Raw genomic sequence first — 17,831 nt, forward strand, 5'->3', positions numbered from 1 at the left:
GTTCACTCGGAGCTCTCTTCCGTTTTTTCCTTCTCCTTTGCCGCGTACACCCTTGCCGCCTCGCCAGCGGCCTGGAACAGCTTCAGCATCTCCATCGGGAGCGGAAGGACTATCACGTTGCTCTTGTCGTTAGCAACGTCGCTTATGGTCTGAAGCGTCCTGAGCTGAAGGGCCATCGGGTGCTCGCTTATTATCTGCGCCGCTTCACGGAGCTTCTCAGCCGCCTGTCTTTCGGCCTCGGCGAGGAGAATCCTTGCCCTCCTCTCACGCTCGGCCTCGGCCTGCCTGGCCATCGCCTTCTGCATTCCGCTCGGGAGCTCAACGTCCTTTATCTCCACCGTGGTTACCTTGATGCCCCACGGGTCTGTTGCCTCGTCTATAATCTTCTGAAGCTGAATGTTGAGCTTCTCCCTCTCGCTAAGCAGCTCGTCAAGGTGAGCCTGACCGATGACGCTCCTGAGCGTCGTCTGGGCTATCTGGCTGGTCGCCATTATGTAGTTGGCAACCTGCGTTACCGCCTTAACCGGGTCGACCACGCGGAAGTAAACGACGGCGTTGACCCTGACGGGGACGTTGTCCTTGGTTATGGTCTCCTGGACGGGGACGTCGAGAACCCTCGTACGGAGGTCAACGATGACCGCCTTTTCGAAAATCGGTATGATGAAGAACAGTCCCGGACCCCTGGCACCGACGACCCTACCAAGGCGGAAGATAACCGCCCTCTCGTACTCCTTCACAATCTTTATGGCGCTGGCCAGTATAATCAAAACAAAAAGCAAAATTAGTCCCAACACCATCGTTCCTATGGCCATCAACTACCACCTCCAGCCTTTTCAACGATAAGAGTAAGCCCTTTGACGTCAACTACCTTCACCTTTTCACCTACCTTAACGGTCGAACCGTCCTTCGAGACGGCCTTCCAGAGCTCACCCCTGACTTTGATGAGGCCCTCAGGGCTAAGGCCCTCAACCACTGTCCCAATCTCCCCTATTAGCTCTTCTCTGCCAGTCTCAGGTTTCCTGCGGTGGGCCCTGACGACAGCCGCCATTCCGAAGAGGAAGAACAGCGCGAGCAGAACTCCCATGACTATTATAGCAATCCTAAGCGTTTCAAAGGTTGATGACTCCACGAGATAAACACCCCCACTACCACCTTTGCCAAAGAGTATTAGGCCCCCCAGAACGAAACTGACGAGTCCTGCAAGGGTGAAGAGTCCGAACGTTGGCGTTAGCGCTTCCGCTATGAAGAAGACCATGCCAAGGATTACCAGCACGAGCCCAGCCTCGTTGTAGCCGAAGTAGCCCATGCCGATAACGCCGAGGACGAGCAGGATTGCACCGAGGGTCTCGGGAACGTGCCAGCCGGGCGTCAGAAAGCCAAAGACGAGGCCGAGCATTCCGACCGTGAAAAGGAGGTACGAAACAGCAGGGTTCGCGAGAAACGTGACTATACGGTAGCTGAGCGAGGGGCTGAGCTCCCTGACCTCAACGTCGGTGAAGTTGAGGGTTACGTACCCCTTCCCGGCGACGGGAATCTTCGTCCTCATGCCGTTGGCCTTTCTGAGGAGGTCCGGGACGTCATTCGCTATAACCTCGATTACGTTGGCTTTCAGGGCCTCCTCCGGGGTCAGGCTTAAGTCCTCCGTAACGAACTTCTCGGCGGCGGTGACGTTTCTGCCGCTCCCCTCTGCGAGGGAGCGCAGGTAGGCGGCGTAGAAGTTCCTGATTTTCTCAGGGGCACGCGCTATCGTCCCGTTGGGGGCGTAGCCAAGTATTGGCTCACAGGCACCTATGCTCGTCCCGGGGGCCATTGCTATCAGGTGGGAGCCCATCGCTATGTACGTGCCGGCCGAAGCCGCTATAGCACCCCTCGGATAAACGTATATAATCACTGGCACCGTAGAATCCTGAATCATGGAAACGATGCGCATCATGGCGTCCCCCTGGCCTCCGGGGGTGTTGAGCTCTATAATCAGCGCCTCTGCGTTGTTTTCCTCGGCGGTCTTTATGTAGCTCGCGAACTGGTCTGCGGTGTACTGGGTGATAGTGCCCTCGATGGTTCCAACGTAAACAACATTTCCTCCCGCCGAAACGCCGGGAATGAACAGCATTAAAACGAACAGCATCACAAGCACAGCGCGCTTCATAGCCCTCATCATAAGAAATACCACTTAAACGTTTAAAACTTTTGTCTGCATAGAAAAGTTAAGAAATCCATTTATATGTTCGGCCCCAACTGGTAGCATGCTCGCCGAAATGTACAGGCGCTACCGCGTGGCGAAAGGGGAAGAGAAGAAAAAGCTCGCCCACGAGCTTATAATGGAGCTTGCGAGACACTCAAGCCAGGAGCCGTTCTGGGACGAAGTGAAAAAGCTCGGTCTGACTCCCGACAAAGTCAAGGAAGTAATGTTATCCCTTGAGGAGAGGGGCGAGATCGAAATAAAGCGTTCCTCTGACGGGAGGAGGCTCTGGGTTCTGACCCTAAGGGATATAAAGCGCAACCCCGTAAAGCTCGACCGATGGTTAGCGTTGAAAAAACGGCAAGAGAAATGATACGGAACGGCACGTGGGCTTTCAGGGACGGGACGTTTTACCAGGCGATAAGGCTCAGCGACGGGAAGACCGGAATTGTTGTCTATGACGGGGAGTTCCACTTCCCTGAGGAGTGGGGACGAAGCGAGCGGAAAGAAGCCAGGGAAAAGATAGCCTTTATCCTGGGTCTTGATACAGACCTTGACTCCTTCTACGCCGAGATTAGCGACTCACCCTTCGCTTTCCTCATAGACGAGTTCTACGGCCTCGTTGCCCCCGCCGCACCTGACCCCTATCAGGCACTGGTCGAGACTGTGGCCCAGCAACAGGTGAACTTTGACTTCGCACAAAAGACGATAGAAAACCTCGTCAGACTGGCTGGAGAGAAAATCGGTGACCTCCACGTCTTCCCGACCGCCAAGCGGATTTTTAACCTCGGCGGAGAGAAGCTCAGGGAGGCGAGGCTCGGCTACAGGGCTGAATACATAGAGTCCCTCACCCAGCTCTACCTCAAAGGCCAGCTGAACCTCGAACTTCGGGACTGGGAAGTCGATGATGCCATTAAATACCTCACGAAGTTCAGGGGGATAGGGAAGTGGACGGCGGAGCTCTTCCTCGCCTATGGCCTCAGGAAGAACGTCTACCCAGCGGGAGACCTCGGCCTTAGGAGGGGCATAGCGAAGATTTTCGGGAAACGGGTTAAGGAAGTCCGCGAGAGGGACGTGAGGGAAACGCTTGAGCCCTACGGGAAGTGGAAGGGCCTCTTGGCGTTCTACGTCACCTGCTACGACCGGAAGACGGAGATGGAGAGGAAGGTTAAAATAAGAAACCGACGGAGAGACTAAAGGTGGTAGTATGCTCGTGGACATGAAGACCCTCTCCTTCCTGATGGACATGAGAACACGGAAGAGGGCCAAAAAAGGCGCCGCAGAGAGAATGCTCGGCATATTGGAGGGGAAACTTCCCAAGGGAATGAGCAGTGTAGAGTTAATCAGGAAGATGAGGGAGGATGAGTATGATTAGGGCATATCTGGACACAAACGTCCTCCTGAACGTCTGGTTCAAGGAGGAAGACCCAAAAACGGGGGCCAAACTATGGAAAGCCCCACTTCAGATTTTGAAAGCTATTGAAGCGGAAAAAATCGAGGGGGTCATCTCGATCTTCACCCTCATGGAGAGCGCCCACGTCTTTAAAAGGAGTGGATTAGACCCAGAACGAGTCAAGGAGATTGAAGACGTTGGGATTGAAGTTTATATTCCTAACGAGCTCGTACTGATTGATGCGTTTTCTTTCCAATTGAAGCTGGGCACCGATCCCTATGATTTGGTAGCACTAGCATCTGCAATAGCATCAAGGTGCGACGTGCTTGTGACAAGAGATGAAAGCTTCAAAAAGAAGGCACAGAAGCAGATAACGACTCTAACACCCGAAGAGTTCCTTAAATGGCTTTCAAAGCGTGGTGACAATGAAGATTGAACTCACCCTCCCCCGCGAAAAGTTCAAATCCTTAAAAGGCCGTGATATCAACGCCCTCCTCCGCGAGAACCTACCGAAGGTTGAAGAAACCCTCAAAGCCGAGCGGGAGGAGTTCCTTCGGGAGAAAATTTCAAAGCTCGAAGAGAAGCTCCGCGAGATGGAAGGTGAGATTGAGGAGCTCAGGGAGTTCTACGAGAAAGCGCTGAGGGACAAGGAACTCATGATGGCGGAGAGGGACAGGTTAAGGAAGGAGAACGAGGAGCTCAGGAAGAGAGTTGAAGAGAAGAAGAAAGAGCTTGAGAAAGTTCACAGATCGTGAACGGTTCGTTCATGGAGCGTGAACGGAATGAAGATCGTCATCAAACCCGAAAAGGGTCTTGGAAAAATCGAGGTCGAGATAAGCGCGGAGATATGGAGCGAGATAGTGCGCCTTAGCGAGAGGTACGGTGTTCCTCCTGAGAGAGTCATTACCCTCGCCCTCACCGGGGAGTTCAAGGAGTCAAAGGAAGATCTCGAAAAGCTTGAGGGAAAGGCCAAAGAACTCGAAGGGAAAGTCTGGGAGCTTGAAAAAGAGTATGCCCCGCTCCGCTTTAAGGCGTACGGGGTGAGCGAGGACAACAAGCTTCTAGCGATTGAGTTATCAGGTCTAATGGCCGAGAACAACGGGCTCAGGCGCTTCCTGAGACAGCCTCTTAACAGAAACTCCGAACTGAGAAAGCTTATATCCTACTACCTTCAAGGTTGAACCGCGGATGATGACAGCGAATTGCACCGAGCTTTTGTGATGACGAGGACTGGCCCTGACGCCGTCCCGGGCCGGCCGTGAGGAATCCAAGACGGGATGAGCGAAGGCGATGATATACCCTATGAGCGCCGAGCCGGTCCGGGGCGTTATAACGCCCCGACTTTTTCCAGAAGGCGCGGTATCTCAGCCGGTTCAAGGGCACTCTCGACCATATATCCCTTCTCCACGAGGATTCTCGAAACAAGTTCTCCCCTCGTGAAGCCGTCGAGTGTTCTGTCCCCATAGAACATCAACTCGGGGAGGAGAACAACTCCCAGATCCACCTCTGGAAGCCTCTCAACGGTTCTCAGCACATCTCTACCCGTGAGCAGTCCAGCAGTACCTATGTTCCCGCCGAAGAACTCGTTCTTGACCGCCACAACGGGGATTCTCGGGAAGACTCTCCTGAGCTCCGGATAGGCCAGCTCACCGGTCAGTATGTACGTGGGTATCTCAGGCTCAATCTCAAAGGGCTTAATATCAAGTCGGAACTCGCCGAGGAGGGCCTTGAAGATTGGGGGAATGACGACCTTTATTCCAACCTCTTTTCCCACGTCAAGGGCAGTTTCCTTGACGAAGATAAGTTCTTCCTTCGTCAGAGGCCTGACGTTCGTGTTGTACCTCGTCACGCCGACCGGGAAGAGCCTCACCTCGGCAACGCCCATCGAGGCTAAATCCTCTATTATCTCGCCGACGTCGTCCACGTTGTAGCCCGGCGTCAGGATTATGTCCGCAATAATCCTGAACGTCTCGGCAGCCAGCGGGAGGAGGTCTATCAACCTGCCCGCGAGCGGGCTCCTCATGAGAGCGATTCTCTTCTCCTTCTTCGTTGTGTGGAGAGAAATCTGCATCTCATCGAGGCCGGCTTCGTGGAGACTCTCGATTCTCTTCTCGTCCAGCCCGACGTTTCCAGCGGTGTCAGTGACCCTAATCCACAGCTCTGAGTAGTGCTCGCTAACGTAGGCAATCCTCTTCTCCAGCTCGGGGTCGTTCAGCGTGTCGTGGAAGGAAACCTTGTAAATCATCTCCGGAGGGTTCTGTCTGAGGTAACAGAACAGGCAGTTGCTCCCGCACGGCCCGGCCTTGCTGGACGGAGGAATTACCACCAAGTCTTCCCTCTCATCGACACCGTCCAGCTCGTACTTCGTAATTTTCCTGAGCCTGAAGTCCTCGGTGAACTCGTACATGCCCGAAACTACGGCCAGGCTTTTAAAAGCTTGAGGTAAATGGAGGATGGTGGTGACATGATAATAGCAATAACCGGGACACCGGGAGTTGGAAAAACGACGGTTTCAAAGCTTTTAGCGGAAAGGCTCGGCTACGAGTACGTCAACCTGAGGGACTACGCGCTTGAGAATGACATAGGTGAAATGAAGGGCGACGAGCTTGAGGTCGAGGTGGACGAGCTGGCCTACAACTTCGAGCGGGACTTCAAGGGAAAGGACGTCGTCGTTGACGGCCACCTGAGCCACTTCCTTCCGGCGGATATAGTGATAGTCCTGAGGGCCCACCCCAGGCTGGTTGGCGAGAGGCTGACTGAGAGGGGCTATTCAAAGGAAAAAATCGGAGAGAACGTCGAGGCCGAGCTCGTTGACGTGATCCTGGTCGAAGCGCTCGAAGAGAACGAGAACGTCATAGAGGTAGACACGACTGGAAAGACGCCCGAAGAAGTCGTGGATGAGATTCTGGAGCTGATTGAGAAGGGGGTCAAGAAGCGCGTCGGCCTTGTTGACTGGAGCGAGGTTTATGATGAGGTAATCCCTTACCTCCGCCTCTGACGCCTCTTTCTTTTCGGCAGCAGTCTCACAGGACTCCCGCAGTCGGGACACATTCCCTCAGGAGGCATCTCGGAGAACTTCTTCCCACAGCCGATGCAGACGTAGTTCCAGCGGATTACGCGCTTTATCCCGCGCTTGAGCGTTCTGAACTCTATTCCCAGAGTCTTCGCTATGTTCTGGAGGTTGTAGTCGTCTGTGAAGAGCGTCCCCTTGAGCTCATAGGCGAGGGCGAGGACTTCTATATCCGCCTCGCTGAGCTCTCCCAGCTCCCCGGTTTTCCGGGCGGCCTCCTTAACGGCTTCAACGCTCTCCAGGGAGGGGACGAGGACTTTTACCTTTCCAGCGCTTATCAGTCCCTCTAGGAAGAGCCGAGATTCCGGGTCTTTGACTTCCTCAACGACCTTTGGTGTTGTAACCCCTTCAACATCAAACCCCTGGATGAAGACCGCAGCATCAATGACATGAGCCTTCATGGCATTAACTCGGAGAAACCCTTTTTTAGATTTCCGTCGAAATGAGGGCGGTGGTAGGGATGAAGGTTGACCTAAACTCTGACCTCGGCGAGAGCTTTGGAAGGTATAAACTCGGCCTCGATGAGGAGGTCATGAACTACATCACGAGCGCCAACGTCGCGACCGGCTGGCATGCCGGAGACCCGCTCGTGATGAGGAAGACCGTGAGGCTCGCGAAGGGAAAGGGCGTTTCTGTGGGTGCCCACCCAGGCTATCCAGACCTTCTCGGCTTCGGCAGGAGGTACATGAAGCTCACACCGGAGGAGGCGAGGAACTACATCCTCTACCAGATTGGAGCCCTCTACGCCTTCACGAGGGCGGAGGGGCTTGAGCTCCAGCACGTTAAGCCACACGGAGCACTTTACAATGCTCTTGTCAAGGAAGAGGAACTCGCGAGGGCAGTTATAGAGGGAATTGCTGACTTCGACAGGAACCTGATATTCGTGACTCTCTCCGGCTCAAGGCCGGCGGAGATAGCGGAAGAGATGGGCGTCAAAGTCGCCCACGAGGTCTTTGCGGACAGGGCCTACAACCCGGACGGAACCCTCGTCCCGCGCTCGAGGCCCGGAGCTGTAATCCATGATAAGGACGAGATAGCGGAGCGCGTTGTCTCAATGGTCAAGGACGGCGGTGTCAAGGCGATAAACGGCGAGTGGGTCGAGCTCAAAGCGGACACAATCTGTGTCCACGGCGACAACCCGAAGGCTGTGGAGATAGCGAGGCACATCAGGGAAATCCTTGAGAGGGAGGGCGTTAAGATAGTGCCGATGGGGGAGCTCATAAAATGAGGGCCTTTCGAAAGTCATGGGGCAACGAAAATCAGGAGGCGTTTATTAAAGACCTTGAGCTGGCGTTCGGGATATTTGAGGAGAAAATTGACCTTAAGAAGCTTCGAAAGGAGTGGGATCGCAAGCGGGAGACAATGAACTTTAAACCCCTCGGCGACTCGGCTTTGCTCATATCCTTTGGCGAGGTCATAGACGAAGAGGTAAACGACCGCGTCCACGCACTCACGAAGGCCATAGCAGGGGCCGGCTTCGAGTGGCTCGTCGAGGTTGTTCCAGCCTATTCTTCCCTCGCGGTAATCTATGATCCCAAGCTCATTGACTTTGAGGGAGTCAAGCGCGCGGTAGAAGGACTCGATGTGCGGGCAGAGAGAGTCGGGGGGAGACTCGTAGAAATCCCGGTTCTCTACGGGGGCGAATACGGCCCCGACCTGGAGTTCGTGGCCCAGTACAACGGCCTGACTCCTGAAGAGGTCATTGAAATCCACTCAAAACCCATCTACCGCGTCTATTTCCTCGGATTCCTGCCAGGCTTTGCCTACCTGGGAGGAATGGACGAGAGGGTAGCGACGCCCCGCCTTGAGAAGCCCCGCCTGAAGGTTCCGGCCGGCTCTGTAGGGATAGCAGGGAAGCAGACCGGCATCTATCCCCTAGAAAGCCCTGGAGGGTGGAGGATTATAGGTAGGACTCCCCTAAGGCTCTTCAACCCCCCAAGAGAGCCACCAACACTGCTCAGACCGGGAGACAGGGTAAAGTTCGTGCCGATTGATAAGGAAGAGTTCGACGAGCTCTACAGGGCCGAATGGGGGAATGAAAATGATTGAGCTCATCAGCGTCCCTTCACTCCTCACCATCCAGGACTCCGGCAGGAAGGGCTATAGAAAGCTCGGAGTTCCCACTTCTGGTTACATGGACGACTACTCGGCCAGAATAGCCAACTACCTCGTCGGCAATTCTGGAGACGCTCCCCTCCTGGAGTTCCTCCTGATGGGGCCGACAATCAGGTTCAACGCCTCAGCAGTCTTTGCCATTGCGGGGGATGTGGAGGTCAGGCTAAACGGCGTTCCAGTTGAACCCTGGACAAGCCACTGGGCGAAGAGGGGGGATATACTCGAAGTCGGGGCGCTGAGGAGCGGGCTCTACGGCTACATCGCCTTCGCCGGAGGAATAAAGTGCAAGCCCCTCCTCGGGAGCTGCTCAACGTATGCCAAGGCGGGCCTTGGAAGGCCACTAAAAGCTGGCGATGTCCTGAACCTCGGCTACGCGATACTGACGGGCAGAGAAGGGAAGCGCCTTCCAGAAGAGCTGAGGCCGGACTATTCCGCCCAGGAGATAACGGTGGGCGTCATCCTTGGCCCAGACCTGGAGCACTTCACGGAGGAGGGCGTGAGCACTTTCCTGAGCGAGGCCTACACTGTGACGCCTGAATCGGACAGGATGGGCTACCGCCTCGATGGGAAGACAATAGAGCACTCCGAGAAGGGTGCGGGAATCGTTACGAGTCCGCTCGTCCCCGGCTCCGTTCAAGTTCCCCCCAACGGAAAGCCAATCGTGATGATGCGCGACGCCCAGACCACCGGCGGCTACTCCAAAATCGGGGTCGTGATAAGCGCACACCGCCACAGACTTGCCCAGCTCAGGCCCGGTTTCAGGGTGCGCTTCAGGGAAGTCAGCGTCGAAGAAGCCAGGAAAGAACTGCTGAGGAAAGAGAAAACGCTCGAGGCGATAAGGCTCCTCCTTGAGGGAAAAATGAGGGCGTACCGGATGAAAATCGGAGAAGAGGAAGAAATAGTCTTCGTCGGTTAGTCCTTCTTTCTCATTACCTTTGCGACCTTGTACGTCTTTCCGTCGCACTCGACTTCTCCGGTTATCTCAATTATCTTCACCTGGTCGCCCTCGAAGAGTCCCTCTGGCCTGAAGAGCTCCTTCTTTTCCGGGTCGCTGCAATCTTCGAACTTCAGCTGGACTATGGAGCCCACTATGGCAAGCCTCGGCTCTATGGCAACTTCAATGCTCGGCTCGACCACTTCCACGACGCGAACCTTGCCTTCATGCAGTGGGCAGGAGTGTGACGGCATGCTCCTCACGCGCAGAATCTTGTACCTCCTGCCAGGTTCGAGGTTTCCGACGCACACCCCTGCCAGCTTGCAGGTTTTGCATGGCTCGGCAGGTCCATAGAATATGAACTCAACACCCGGTTTCGCAAGCTTTTCACCGACTAACGTGATTATGGCCATCTCAAACACCTCCTGAAGTTATGAGGAATGATAGTCAGATAACCCCCGTGATTTTAGCGGCTTTCTCGGCCGCCTCGCGGGTAAGGCCGTCCTTCCCAAGGATTGTGTAGCGCTCGGGCCTTATCGTGTGGGCAATCGTGAGGGCCTCGATAACAATCTCTGGGTCAATCCCAAGCTCATATGCAGTAGTTGGGGCGCCAACCCTCTTTAAGGTTTCCCTAACGCGCTCCCACTTCATGCCGTGGAGGTATGCCATTATGATGGTACCCAGTCCGGTCTGCTCGCCGTGTAGGGCTGGTTTGTCGAGGAGCATGTCGAGCGCGTGGCTGAAGAGGTGTTCCGCACCGCTCGCGGGCCGTGAAGAGCCGGCAATGCTCATCGCAACGCCCGTCGAGATTAGGGCCTTTATGACCTTCCTCACGCTCTCCTCGTTGCCGAGTCTGATTATGTCGGCGTTTTTCATAACCATCTTGGCGCTCATGAGGCTCAGCGAGGCCGCGTACTCGCTGTAGTATTCCCCTTTTATCCTGTGGGCCAGCTGCCAGTCCCTAACGGCAGTCAGGTTGCTTATTGTGTCCCCAACTCCAGCCGCGAGGTAGCGGTAGGGTGCCGTTTTTATGACCTTGACATCTGCTATGACGGCTATTGGGGGCACCGCCTTAACCGAAGTTTTCGTGCCCAAGTCCCTTATTGAAGCGTTTGCGCTCGCTATGCCGTCGTGAGACGCCGTTGTGGGAAAGCTTATGAAAGGAATTCCCGTTTTAAAAGAAGCGAGCTTGGCGACGTCTATTATGCTCCCGCCCCCAACAGCGATGACCCAGTCAATACTCTCGTCCCTTATCACGCCGGTAGTCTTCTCGACTTCCTCCATCGTCGCGCCCTTTTTAACAGTGAGCGAAACAACTTCATACTCCGATTTAAGGTTGTTCTCAACGTCTTTGCCAGCTATCTCCTTTGTTTTAGGCCCGTACAGGATTAGAGCCCTCTCCCCAAGGCCGAGCCGTCTCGCAACGTTTACGACCTCGCCCTTTAGGTTCTCGCCGAGCAGAACCTCGCGGGGAAGCTGCATTAGGTGCAATCCTTTCATTCTCCCACCCCTAACCTCTCGGAAGGAAAAGCTTTAAGGCTATCGGAAGGACCGTCTATGGCGACCTTAAAAAGTCCGGAGACTTCCTGGGTTCTTTGGAGAGCCAGCATGGCTTAACTCAAGGGGTTCAATTTTGGTCTTTTAAATAGGGAAATATTTAAATAATATTTCCTCTCATAAAAGACTATGATTGACAAAGATTTAACCCTCCAGTACCTGGCGGACTTCCAAGAGAAGAAGCTCCCAGAAACCGTTGAGCGTGAATTGAGAGTTCCCCTAAAGAGCGAGCAAATCATAACCCTAATCGGGCCGCGGCGGAGCGGGAAGACCTTCTACTTCTACCAGCTCATTAAAGAACTTCCGCGCGAGGACGTTCTCTACATAGACTTCGAGCATCCCATCTTTGAGGGATTCGAGCCAAAGGACATCATGGACGTTCTTAAACTCCATCGTGAGGCCTTTGGCGAGCCGGTTTACATCTTTCTCGACGAAGTTCAAGCTGTCAAGGACTGGGAACGAATGGTCAGGTATCTCCACGACGAGGGGTATTCAGTTTTCGTAACCGGCTCCTCCTCAAAGCTCCTCTCTATGGAGATAGCCTCAAGGCTGAGGGGAAGAACGCTGACCTACACTATGCTCCCCTTCTCGTTTCGGGAATTCCTGAGGGCGAGGGGATACCACATGAGACGACCTCTGAGCTCAAAGCGGGAGGCCGAGCTTAAGGCCCTCCTCAGGGAGTACCTCGAGTGGGGAGGCTTTCCAAGGGTCGTTCTTGAGGATAACGAGACGATTAGGGAGAAGCTCCTCGAAGAGTACCTTGACATGGTTCTCTACAAGGACGTCGTGGAGCGCTACGGCGTTAGAAACCTCCACGTGATGAAGCTCCTCCTCCGCTCGCTGATGCGCTCCTTCGCCAAGGAGTTCAGCGTTCATGCCTTCTACAACGCCCTCAAGTCCCAGGGAATAAAGGTCAGCAAGGGAGTTCTCTACGAGTACCTCAGTTACCTTGAGGATTCCATGAGCGTCTTTTTGGTGAAGAAGTTCAGCTACTCCCTAAAAACCTCGGAGCTTTCAATTCCAAAGGTTTACCCGGTTGATGCCGGCTTTTCACGGCTCTTCTCGTTCACACCGGACACTGGCAGGCTCATGGAACTCGCGGTGTTCCTCGAACTGAAGAGACGGGAAGCGGAGGTTTACCACTACAAGAACCACAGGGAGGTTGACTTCGTGATAACTAAGAGAGGCCAGCCCGTCGAGCTGATTCAAGTCACATACGCGCTGGACTCTGGAGACGTAAGGTCGAGGGAAGTCGAGGCCCTGAAGTCTGCCGGCAGAAAACTGGGCGTGAAGAACCTGACTGTGATAACGTGGGACTACAGAGACGAGAAAGATGGAATCCGCTTCGTTCCGCTCTGGGGCTTCCTCACGGAAAAGCTTTAAGGCTATCGGAAGTACCGTCTTTGGTGGTCGAATGGGCCTTGAAGAGTTTTTTCAGCGCTATTTCATTGACCCAATAAAGTACAATCAGGGCTACAACGCCGTGAACACGCTCGTCTATTCCATAATCCTCGGCATCGCCGTCCTGCTCCTCCACAAGATGCTCAAGAGAATGGGTATAAAAGTTGACGAGCGCTTCTTCGTCGCCCTCATGCCCTACATAATCCTTGGCCCGCTGATGAGGAGCATAACGGACATAGGCCTGCTCCCGAGGACGTACCTAACAGTCAGCCCCGGTGGTTATTTCGTCATAGCGGGCTTTGCCATAGCGTCCCTCCTGACTGTCTGGAGGCACCTCGGGCCCGATGAGAAGCTCTACCCAATCTACCGCGACTTCGGGTGGGTGCTCGTCGCGGGACTGCTCTTCATAATGGTGATCAACTGGAACAGGGTCTCGGTTAGGTGGGAATACTTCAAGTACTTCCTCCCAGCCCTCCTCGTCTCCGAGGCCGTTATATGGGCCCTTTCAAAGAAGCTTGAGCTAGTTAGGAAAAACAGGACTCTCTTCTACACCCACTTCTACGACGCAACAACCACGTTTGTTGGAATCCAGTTCTTCGGGTTCTGGGAACAGCACGTCCTCGCGAGGACCTTGATGAACCTGCTTGGAACGCCCGCCGTTATGTACCTGGAGAAGCTCGCCGTAATAACCATCGTCGTTTACGTCCTCGATAAATTTATGACTGACGAAGACCCCGAGCTTATTAACTTCGTCAAGCTGACAGTCTTCATTCTCGGGTTCGGGCCCGGGACGAGGAACGTGCTCATAACTCTCCTGGGGTGATACGTATGGAGTTTGCCTGGAACGAAATCGCATTTACTATGGCAAAGGACTTGGAGAAGACAATAATGCCGCTGTTCGGCACGAAAAAAGCGGGTGAAAACGTAGGAACCAACGTGAGCGGTGACGTGACCAAGTACATAGACAGGGTTGCGGAAGACATCATCATAAGGCACCTCAAGCCCCTCAGCGTTAACATAGTGAGCGAAGAAGTCGGCGAGATTGACAACGGGAGCGACTACACAGTGGTAGTTGACCCCCTGGACGGCTCCTACAACTTCTCAGTCGGCATTCCGATATTCGCGTTCAGCTTTGCGGTCTTCAAGGAAAAGGAGCCCGTCTATGGGGCGATCTACGAGTTCTTCCCAAAAGCATTCTACGAAGCGATTCCAAGAAAGGGGGCGTACCTTAACGGAAGACCAATCCACGTCAGCGACCCCCAACCAGGAAAGGAAGCGATAAGCTTCTACACGCGCGGTAGGGCCCTTGGGCTGGTAAATAAGGTCAAGAGAGTCCGAGTCCTGGGAGCAATAGCGGTGGAGATGGCCTACACGGCCAAAGGCTCTCTCGACGGCGTCTTTGACATCAGAAACTACGTGAGGCCGACGGACATAGCCGCCGGAGTAATGCTCGTGAGGGAAGCTGGGGGCATCGTGACGGACGAAGGTGGCAAGCCCCTTGAGCTTGAGCTGAGCGCAGAGGTGAACACGAACGTTATAGCCGCCGCAAACGAGAGAATACTCAGAATAATCCTGGAGGCGCTGGAGAATGAGCCTTGAGCACTACCTCCACCGCTACGGGCGGGCGACATTTACCCTCTTCCTGATAAACGTCGCGGTCTATGCAGTGGAGGCAGTTATGAGTAAAAATCCTTTCTGGATTAGTGGGGACGTCCTGGCTACACTAGGTCAGTGGAACTACGCCGTTCTTCACCTCGGGGCATGGTGGCAGCCGTTCACGGCGATGTTCGTCCACGTCAACATAATCCACGTCCTCTTCAACGCCTATTTCCTACTCTCACTGGGCAGCCAGCTCGAAAGACTCATTGGACCCAAGCGGGTCGTGATCGTTTACATTGTCTCGGGCCTGACTGGAAACCTGCTAACACTGTTCCTCACGCCACCCAACCTCGTCAGCGCAGGTGCCAGCGGGGCGCTGTTCGGTATCGCGGGGACGCTGATAGCAATAACCGGCGTCATTGGCGGGAACATGCAACTGGCCCTCTTGAACGCCTTCGTGCTCTTCCTCGTCAACAGCATCCTGCCAAGGGTCAACGCCATAGCCCACTTCGGCGGCATGGTAGTGGGCATCCTGATGGGCTACTACTACGGAAAGGCCATAAAGAGAAGGCTCACCTGGGCCTACACGTACGACTACTATTAGGCAACCACCAGCGAAAGATTTAAAAACGCCCACCGAAAGGTATAGGTCGAGCGCTCGGGTCGTGCCGGGGTAGCTTAGCCTGGTCAGAGCGCTCGGCTCATAGGGCCGCTCCCCTTCGGGGGAGCCTGAGAAACCGAGAGGTCCGGGGTTCAAAGCCCCGCCCCGGCACCATAAGAAACTTTTCTGGCGAAAAGTTTCATCAAAACCCGTAGCTCCTTCAAAAGGAATCACAAACTTTGATGAAACTTTGCCGGGCAAAGTTTCAGCGCTGGCGGAAGATTAAGTGCCTTTTGAATTGCTAAATTTTAGAATTTTAGAGTGAGTTTCTATTGGATTTGCTCTTTTGCAAGTATTTCACTATGAGAAGGCGCCCGGAGGGCGCCAGAGTAAGTTTGAAAGTGCTTGAAAGTGGATTTTTGAGGTTAAACTCACTTGAGAACTGCCAAACCAATTAGTGCACGACTGACTTTTACCCGTTGATACGAAAGGGAATTCTTTAGATCAAACAGATTAAACTTTTCTCAAAAGTTTGTTGCCAAGCAAAGGTTTCATCAAAGTTGACAGCTCATTCTTGAAAGTTCAATTTGAGCAAGTTTCCCGTTTGGATAAAAAAGCCTTCCCGAGCACACCCAGATATCGAAACCAGCCAAAACACCCCGCAACCGGAAAGTTTTTCTGGAAAAACGCCAAAATCGGCTTGATGAAGATAGTAAAAGTTCCCTCCAAGGACAGGGTTGGGATCATAAACGTCGGCGCACCACCGGAGGTCGAGCTCGACATCGACGTCAAGCCCCGGAAGGGAGAACTCGTCGTCTGGATAACGAACCCAAACACCTTCAAGGTCGAGACGGACAACGAGATTGAGCTCTACGAGTACGTCGGTTTCTGGCAGAGGCTTGACCCAGGGATAGTGTTTCTAAACCGCAAAATCGTCCTAATCCCCGGTGAAACGATAGAGCAAAAGTTACCGGTGGAGCTCACGCCAGGGAGATACAAGGTCGTCAAGGTGGCCTACGTGAACGGGGCCAAGGTTAGAGTTGAAAAGGAGTTCACAGTCCGCTGAGCCAGAAGCGTTTCAAGTAAAGCCTCATCCTCGCCAGGTCAACGGGCCTCATGGTTTCCACCATCCAGTCCGGAAAGTCCTTCCTGACGTTCCTCCAGAGAACGCGGTAGTCGAGGATTATTATCGAGCCCTTCTCCTCCGCCGAGCGGTGAACCCTTCCTGCCGCCTGAACCAGTTTCCTGTGAGCGGGGAGGTAGTAGCCGTAGTAACGGCCCTTCCCAGGAAACTTCCACTCGAAGTACCTTATCTGGGCCTGAACGCGCGGAGTTGGCCTCGCGTATGGAATCCCGACCAGGATGACCCCGTTCATCTCGTCGCCAGAGTAATCCTGTCCCTCACTGTTCCTCCCACCCATGACACCGAGCAGAACCGCCCCGTTGCCCTTTGCGTGGGCCTTAAAGCTCGCCACCATCGCGTCGTTCTCGGCCGAGCTTACTCCCTGCCTCTCGATGAAGACGGCCTTTCCGGTTCCCTCAAGTCTAACCTCAAGGTTGGCCGAGAGAAGGCCCTGGAGAACCTCATACGAGGCCGTAAACACGCCGACGTTCTTGGGGATTAGCTTGACCGCCTCAACTATGTAGTCCACCATCTTCCTGTAGACCTGGAGCGAGCGCTCCTCACCGCGCGTCGAGACGTCTTTGGCGACCAGAACCTGCGCGTTTTCACGCTTCACCATCCTCGGAAACTTCTTCAGCCTGGCATTCTCGATGCCCATGACGTCCCTGAAGGCCTCGAGGGGCGTAAGGGTTCCGGAAATGAAGAAGGCGCTGTGGACGTCACGCAGGAAGGTTAGAGCTTTCGACGGGTCAAGGGCAACTAGCTCAAGGCTCAAACCCTTCTCCCTGCTGAGCAGGAAGAGGTAGTCGTCCCTGCCGATGAGCGAGAACCATAGGAGCAGAAACTCGCCGACGCGGCCGATGTAGCTCCTCGGCGGCTTGCCCTTCTCGATTCGGTCTTCCCTAATTGCCTCGCCGATTGAGACCATCTCGTTCAGCGTTTTGACGAGCCAGCGCTCGCTTATCCCGAGTGTTCTCATCAGGTGAACGAAGACCAGCTCTGGCTGAATCGGCGTTTCCTGGATTTCCCTGTCGGCGAGCTTCTCACGGAAGAGCAACTCAAGGCCCCTGCCGAGTATGCTCAGGAAGTTGGCTATCTCGTTCTCCCTGTACTCGTCGGCCTCCTTGATGGCCCTGTTGAGGGTGTGTATGCTCAGCCTGTCGCTCAAAGCCGAGATGGCCTGGTCCGGCAAATTGTGGGCCTCGTCGAAGACGATTATCAGGTCTGAGTAATCCACGCCGAGCGAGCTTATCAGGCTCTCCCTTATGCTGGGGCTTATCGCGTAGAGGTAGCTGGCAACGATGACGTCCGCCTTCTCGGCTATTTTTTTCGTGAGGTCGTAGGGGCAGAGCTCGAGCGTCTCCGCGTAGCTCAGGATTTCAGAGGGGTGGGACGGACTCTCGAGGAAGAAGTTGATAAGCTCGTTGAACTCGGCCTTTTTCTTCTTCTCGTTCTCGTAGAAGGGGCACTTTCCAAGCTTCTTCAGGTTCTTGCAGACGACCATGGCGGTGTAGGCGTCGCTCGTGAACTGGGTGAGGTAGTTGTGGAGGCACAGCTCCTTCCTGCTCCTGAGCTCAACCCCGGAAACCCTTGCCTTCCTGTTTATCGCCTTGAGTTCCTCTATAACGCGGTCCATCTGCCTGTGCGTTCGGGCCAAGTAGAGAACCTTGAGGCCGAGCTCTTTGGCTATTGGAAGAACTCCCGCCAGAACGCTCACTGTCTTACCGAAGCCGGTAGGTGCCTCGATTATGGCGTTCTCTCCCCTCTCGGCAGTTTCGCGCACGAGCTCAATGAACTCCGCCTGATTGGGCCTGAGGGTGTCGTAGGGAAAGTACTGGAGGTCTGGTTGCATGGGAAGA

At 54.5% G+C, this 17,831-nt stretch carries 22 protein-coding genes and 1 tRNA gene; 16 read left to right on the forward strand and 7 right to left on the reverse strand.

The genetic code is table 11. The features are described 5' to 3' along the window. Window positions 1-2: 2 nt before the first annotated feature. Window positions 3-812: a slipin family protein gene (locus tag TEU_RS10695; protein ID WP_050003768.1), complete on the reverse strand. Its 810-nt coding sequence runs from the start codon at window positions 810-812 to the stop codon at window positions 3-5. Beyond that, a complete protein-coding gene (locus TEU_RS10700) occupies window positions 812-2,155 on the reverse strand; it encodes an NfeD family protein (RefSeq protein WP_081947266.1) in 1,344 nt (447 codons plus the stop codon). The genes TEU_RS10695 and TEU_RS10700 overlap by 1 nt, the downstream gene beginning before the upstream one ends. Window positions 2,156-2,243: 88 nt before the next feature. Here TEU_RS10700 and TEU_RS10705 point away from each other — a divergent pair, with 88 nt between their 5' ends. Genes TEU_RS10705 through TEU_RS10725 form a run of 6 tightly spaced genes read left to right on the forward strand, consistent with a single transcriptional unit; the run spans window position 2,244 to window position 4,753 of the window. After that, window positions 2,244-2,552: a hypothetical protein gene (locus TEU_RS10705; protein WP_050003769.1), complete on the forward strand. Its 309-nt coding sequence runs from the start codon at window positions 2,244-2,246 to the stop codon at window positions 2,550-2,552. After that, window positions 2,519-3,376, forward strand: coding sequence for a DNA-3-methyladenine glycosylase family protein (locus tag TEU_RS10710; RefSeq protein ID WP_050003770.1), 858 nt, complete (start codon window positions 2,519-2,521; stop codon window positions 3,374-3,376). Before TEU_RS10705 ends, TEU_RS10710 begins: the two co-directional genes overlap by 34 nt. A 10-nt stretch (window positions 3,377-3,386) precedes the next feature. Further along, window positions 3,387-3,554: a hypothetical protein gene (locus TEU_RS11800; protein WP_169741393.1), complete on the forward strand. Its 168-nt coding sequence runs from the start codon at window positions 3,387-3,389 to the stop codon at window positions 3,552-3,554. Further along, window positions 3,541-4,008 (forward strand): type II toxin-antitoxin system VapC family toxin, encoded by a 468-nt coding sequence (locus TEU_RS10715; RefSeq protein ID WP_227738724.1) that lies wholly within the window; start codon window positions 3,541-3,543, stop codon window positions 4,006-4,008. Before TEU_RS11800 ends, TEU_RS10715 begins: the two co-directional genes overlap by 14 nt. Continuing rightward, window positions 3,998-4,327 (forward strand): hypothetical protein, encoded by a 330-nt coding sequence (locus TEU_RS10720; RefSeq protein ID WP_050003772.1) that lies wholly within the window; start codon window positions 3,998-4,000, stop codon window positions 4,325-4,327. The genes TEU_RS10715 and TEU_RS10720 overlap by 11 nt, the downstream gene beginning before the upstream one ends. A gap of 27 nt (window positions 4,328-4,354) precedes the next feature. Further along, on the forward strand, window positions 4,355-4,753 hold the full coding sequence (locus TEU_RS10725; RefSeq protein WP_050003773.1) for a hypothetical protein: 399 nt from the start codon (window positions 4,355-4,357) through the stop codon (window positions 4,751-4,753). A 146-nt stretch (window positions 4,754-4,899) separates the two neighbouring features. On the opposite strand, the gene TEU_RS10730 is transcribed toward TEU_RS10725, so the two are convergent. Beyond that, window positions 4,900-5,979: a DUF512 domain-containing protein gene (locus TEU_RS10730; protein ID WP_050003774.1), complete on the reverse strand. Its 1,080-nt coding sequence runs from the start codon at window positions 5,977-5,979 to the stop codon at window positions 4,900-4,902. A gap of 57 nt (window positions 5,980-6,036) precedes the next feature. Here TEU_RS10730 and TEU_RS10735 point away from each other — a divergent pair, with 57 nt between their 5' ends. Beyond that, a complete protein-coding gene (locus TEU_RS10735) occupies window positions 6,037-6,570 on the forward strand; it encodes an adenylate kinase family protein (protein WP_050003775.1) in 534 nt (177 codons plus the stop codon). Here the strand turns inward: TEU_RS10735 and TEU_RS10740 are convergent. Next, the gene (locus TEU_RS10740; RefSeq protein ID WP_050003776.1) at window positions 6,555-7,043 is read right to left on the reverse strand and encodes a type II toxin-antitoxin system VapC family toxin; all 489 of its coding nucleotides are present in this window, start codon (window positions 7,041-7,043) and stop codon (window positions 6,555-6,557) included. The two genes, TEU_RS10735 and TEU_RS10740, sit on opposite strands and share 16 nt — an antisense overlap. A gap of 59 nt (window positions 7,044-7,102) precedes the next feature. Here TEU_RS10740 and TEU_RS10745 point away from each other — a divergent pair, with 59 nt between their 5' ends. The 3 genes from TEU_RS10745 (at window position 7,103) to TEU_RS10755 (ending at window position 9,673) form a co-directional block, all read left to right on the forward strand. Further along, a complete protein-coding gene (locus TEU_RS10745; RefSeq protein ID WP_050003777.1) occupies window positions 7,103-7,870 on the forward strand; it encodes a LamB/YcsF family protein in 768 nt (255 codons plus the stop codon). Between the two features lie 134 nt (window positions 7,871-8,004). Continuing rightward, the gene (pxpB, locus tag TEU_RS10750) at window positions 8,005-8,691 is read left to right on the forward strand and encodes a 5-oxoprolinase subunit PxpB (protein ID WP_050003986.1); all 687 of its coding nucleotides are present in this window, start codon (window positions 8,005-8,007) and stop codon (window positions 8,689-8,691) included. After that, window positions 8,684-9,673, forward strand: coding sequence for a 5-oxoprolinase subunit C family protein (locus tag TEU_RS10755; RefSeq protein WP_050003778.1), 990 nt, complete (start codon window positions 8,684-8,686; stop codon window positions 9,671-9,673). The genes pxpB and TEU_RS10755 overlap by 8 nt, the downstream gene beginning before the upstream one ends. Here TEU_RS10755 and TEU_RS10760 read toward each other — a convergent pair. Next, window positions 9,670-10,104, reverse strand: coding sequence for a UPF0179 family protein (locus TEU_RS10760; protein WP_050003779.1), 435 nt, complete (start codon window positions 10,102-10,104; stop codon window positions 9,670-9,672). The genes TEU_RS10755 and TEU_RS10760 overlap by 4 nt on opposite strands. A gap of 34 nt (window positions 10,105-10,138) precedes the next feature. After that, entirely contained in the window at window positions 10,139-11,182 is a 1,044-nt protein-coding gene (locus tag TEU_RS10765) for an NAD(P)-dependent glycerol-1-phosphate dehydrogenase (RefSeq protein ID WP_050003987.1), read from the reverse strand. 195 nt (window positions 11,183-11,377) lie between these two features. On the opposite strand from TEU_RS10765, the gene TEU_RS10770 reads away from it, so the two are divergent. The 6 genes from TEU_RS10770 (at window position 11,378) to TEU_RS10795 (ending at window position 15,915) form a co-directional block, all read left to right on the forward strand. After that, the gene (locus tag TEU_RS10770; RefSeq protein ID WP_050003780.1) at window positions 11,378-12,631 is read left to right on the forward strand and encodes an ATP-binding protein; all 1,254 of its coding nucleotides are present in this window, start codon (window positions 11,378-11,380) and stop codon (window positions 12,629-12,631) included. A 31-nt stretch (window positions 12,632-12,662) separates the two neighbouring features. Then, complete coding sequence (locus tag TEU_RS10775; protein WP_050003781.1) at window positions 12,663-13,472, forward strand: DUF63 family protein; 810 nt, start codon at window positions 12,663-12,665, stop codon at window positions 13,470-13,472. Window positions 13,473-13,477: 5 nt separating this feature from the next. Continuing rightward, the gene (locus TEU_RS10780) at window positions 13,478-14,248 is read left to right on the forward strand and encodes a bifunctional fructose-bisphosphatase/inositol-phosphate phosphatase (RefSeq protein ID WP_050003782.1); all 771 of its coding nucleotides are present in this window, start codon (window positions 13,478-13,480) and stop codon (window positions 14,246-14,248) included. Further along, a complete protein-coding gene (locus tag TEU_RS10785) occupies window positions 14,238-14,852 on the forward strand; it encodes a rhomboid family intramembrane serine protease (RefSeq protein ID WP_050003783.1) in 615 nt (204 codons plus the stop codon). The genes TEU_RS10780 and TEU_RS10785 overlap by 11 nt, the downstream gene beginning before the upstream one ends. 63 nt (window positions 14,853-14,915) lie before the next feature. Beyond that, a tRNA-Met gene (locus tag TEU_RS10790) sits at window positions 14,916-15,023 on the forward strand. Between the two features lie 529 nt (window positions 15,024-15,552). Then, window positions 15,553-15,915 carry a hypothetical protein gene (locus tag TEU_RS10795; RefSeq protein WP_050003784.1) on the forward strand — a complete coding sequence of 121 codons (363 nt, stop codon included), beginning with the start codon at window positions 15,553-15,555 and terminating at the stop codon, window positions 15,913-15,915. Here TEU_RS10795 and TEU_RS10800 read toward each other — a convergent pair. Further along, a complete protein-coding gene (locus tag TEU_RS10800; RefSeq protein WP_050003785.1) occupies window positions 15,902-17,824 on the reverse strand; it encodes a helicase C-terminal domain-containing protein in 1,923 nt (640 codons plus the stop codon). The two genes, TEU_RS10795 and TEU_RS10800, sit on opposite strands and share 14 nt — an antisense overlap. Between the last annotated feature and the right edge of the window lie 7 nt (window positions 17,825-17,831).

Source organism: Thermococcus eurythermalis, from assembly GCF_000769655.1.
Classification (GTDB): Archaea; Methanobacteriota_B; Thermococci; order Thermococcales; family Thermococcaceae; genus Thermococcus; species Thermococcus eurythermalis.

Excerpts from the sequence above, each read along its gene's own strand:
- TEU_RS10695 (WP_050003768.1), bottom strand. The coding sequence starts at position 812 with ATGGCCATAGGAACGATGGTGTTGGGACTAATTTTGCTTTTTGTTTTG.
- TEU_RS10700 (WP_081947266.1), bottom strand. The coding sequence starts at position 2,155 with ATGAGGGCTATGAAGCGCGCTGTGCTTGTGATGCTGTTCGTTTTAATG.
- TEU_RS10705 (WP_050003769.1), top strand. The coding sequence starts at position 2,244 with ATGCTCGCCGAAATGTACAGGCGCTACCGCGTGGCGAAAGGGGAAGAG.
- TEU_RS10710 (WP_050003770.1), top strand. The coding sequence starts at position 2,519 with ATGGTTAGCGTTGAAAAAACGGCAAGAGAAATGATACGGAACGGCACG.
- TEU_RS11800 (WP_169741393.1), top strand. The coding sequence starts at position 3,387 with ATGCTCGTGGACATGAAGACCCTCTCCTTCCTGATGGACATGAGAACA.
- TEU_RS10715 (WP_227738724.1), top strand. The coding sequence starts at position 3,541 with ATGAGTATGATTAGGGCATATCTGGACACAAACGTCCTCCTGAACGTC.
- TEU_RS10720 (WP_050003772.1), top strand. The coding sequence starts at position 3,998 with ATGAAGATTGAACTCACCCTCCCCCGCGAAAAGTTCAAATCCTTAAAA.
- TEU_RS10725 (WP_050003773.1), top strand. The coding sequence starts at position 4,355 with ATGAAGATCGTCATCAAACCCGAAAAGGGTCTTGGAAAAATCGAGGTC.
- TEU_RS10730 (WP_050003774.1), bottom strand. The coding sequence starts at position 5,979 with ATGTACGAGTTCACCGAGGACTTCAGGCTCAGGAAAATTACGAAGTAC.
- TEU_RS10735 (WP_050003775.1), top strand. The coding sequence starts at position 6,037 with ATGATAATAGCAATAACCGGGACACCGGGAGTTGGAAAAACGACGGTT.
- TEU_RS10740 (WP_050003776.1), bottom strand. The coding sequence starts at position 7,043 with ATGAAGGCTCATGTCATTGATGCTGCGGTCTTCATCCAGGGGTTTGAT.
- TEU_RS10745 (WP_050003777.1), top strand. The coding sequence starts at position 7,103 with ATGAAGGTTGACCTAAACTCTGACCTCGGCGAGAGCTTTGGAAGGTAT.
- pxpB (WP_050003986.1), top strand. The coding sequence starts at position 8,005 with ATGAACTTTAAACCCCTCGGCGACTCGGCTTTGCTCATATCCTTTGGC.
- TEU_RS10755 (WP_050003778.1), top strand. The coding sequence starts at position 8,684 with ATGATTGAGCTCATCAGCGTCCCTTCACTCCTCACCATCCAGGACTCC.
- TEU_RS10760 (WP_050003779.1), bottom strand. The coding sequence starts at position 10,104 with ATGGCCATAATCACGTTAGTCGGTGAAAAGCTTGCGAAACCGGGTGTT.
- TEU_RS10770 (WP_050003780.1), top strand. The coding sequence starts at position 11,378 with ATGATTGACAAAGATTTAACCCTCCAGTACCTGGCGGACTTCCAAGAG.
- TEU_RS10775 (WP_050003781.1), top strand. The coding sequence starts at position 12,663 with ATGGGCCTTGAAGAGTTTTTTCAGCGCTATTTCATTGACCCAATAAAG.
- TEU_RS10780 (WP_050003782.1), top strand. The coding sequence starts at position 13,478 with ATGGAGTTTGCCTGGAACGAAATCGCATTTACTATGGCAAAGGACTTG.
- TEU_RS10785 (WP_050003783.1), top strand. The coding sequence starts at position 14,238 with ATGAGCCTTGAGCACTACCTCCACCGCTACGGGCGGGCGACATTTACC.
- TEU_RS10795 (WP_050003784.1), top strand. The coding sequence starts at position 15,553 with ATGAAGATAGTAAAAGTTCCCTCCAAGGACAGGGTTGGGATCATAAAC.
- TEU_RS10800 (WP_050003785.1), bottom strand. The coding sequence starts at position 17,824 with ATGCAACCAGACCTCCAGTACTTTCCCTACGACACCCTCAGGCCCAAT.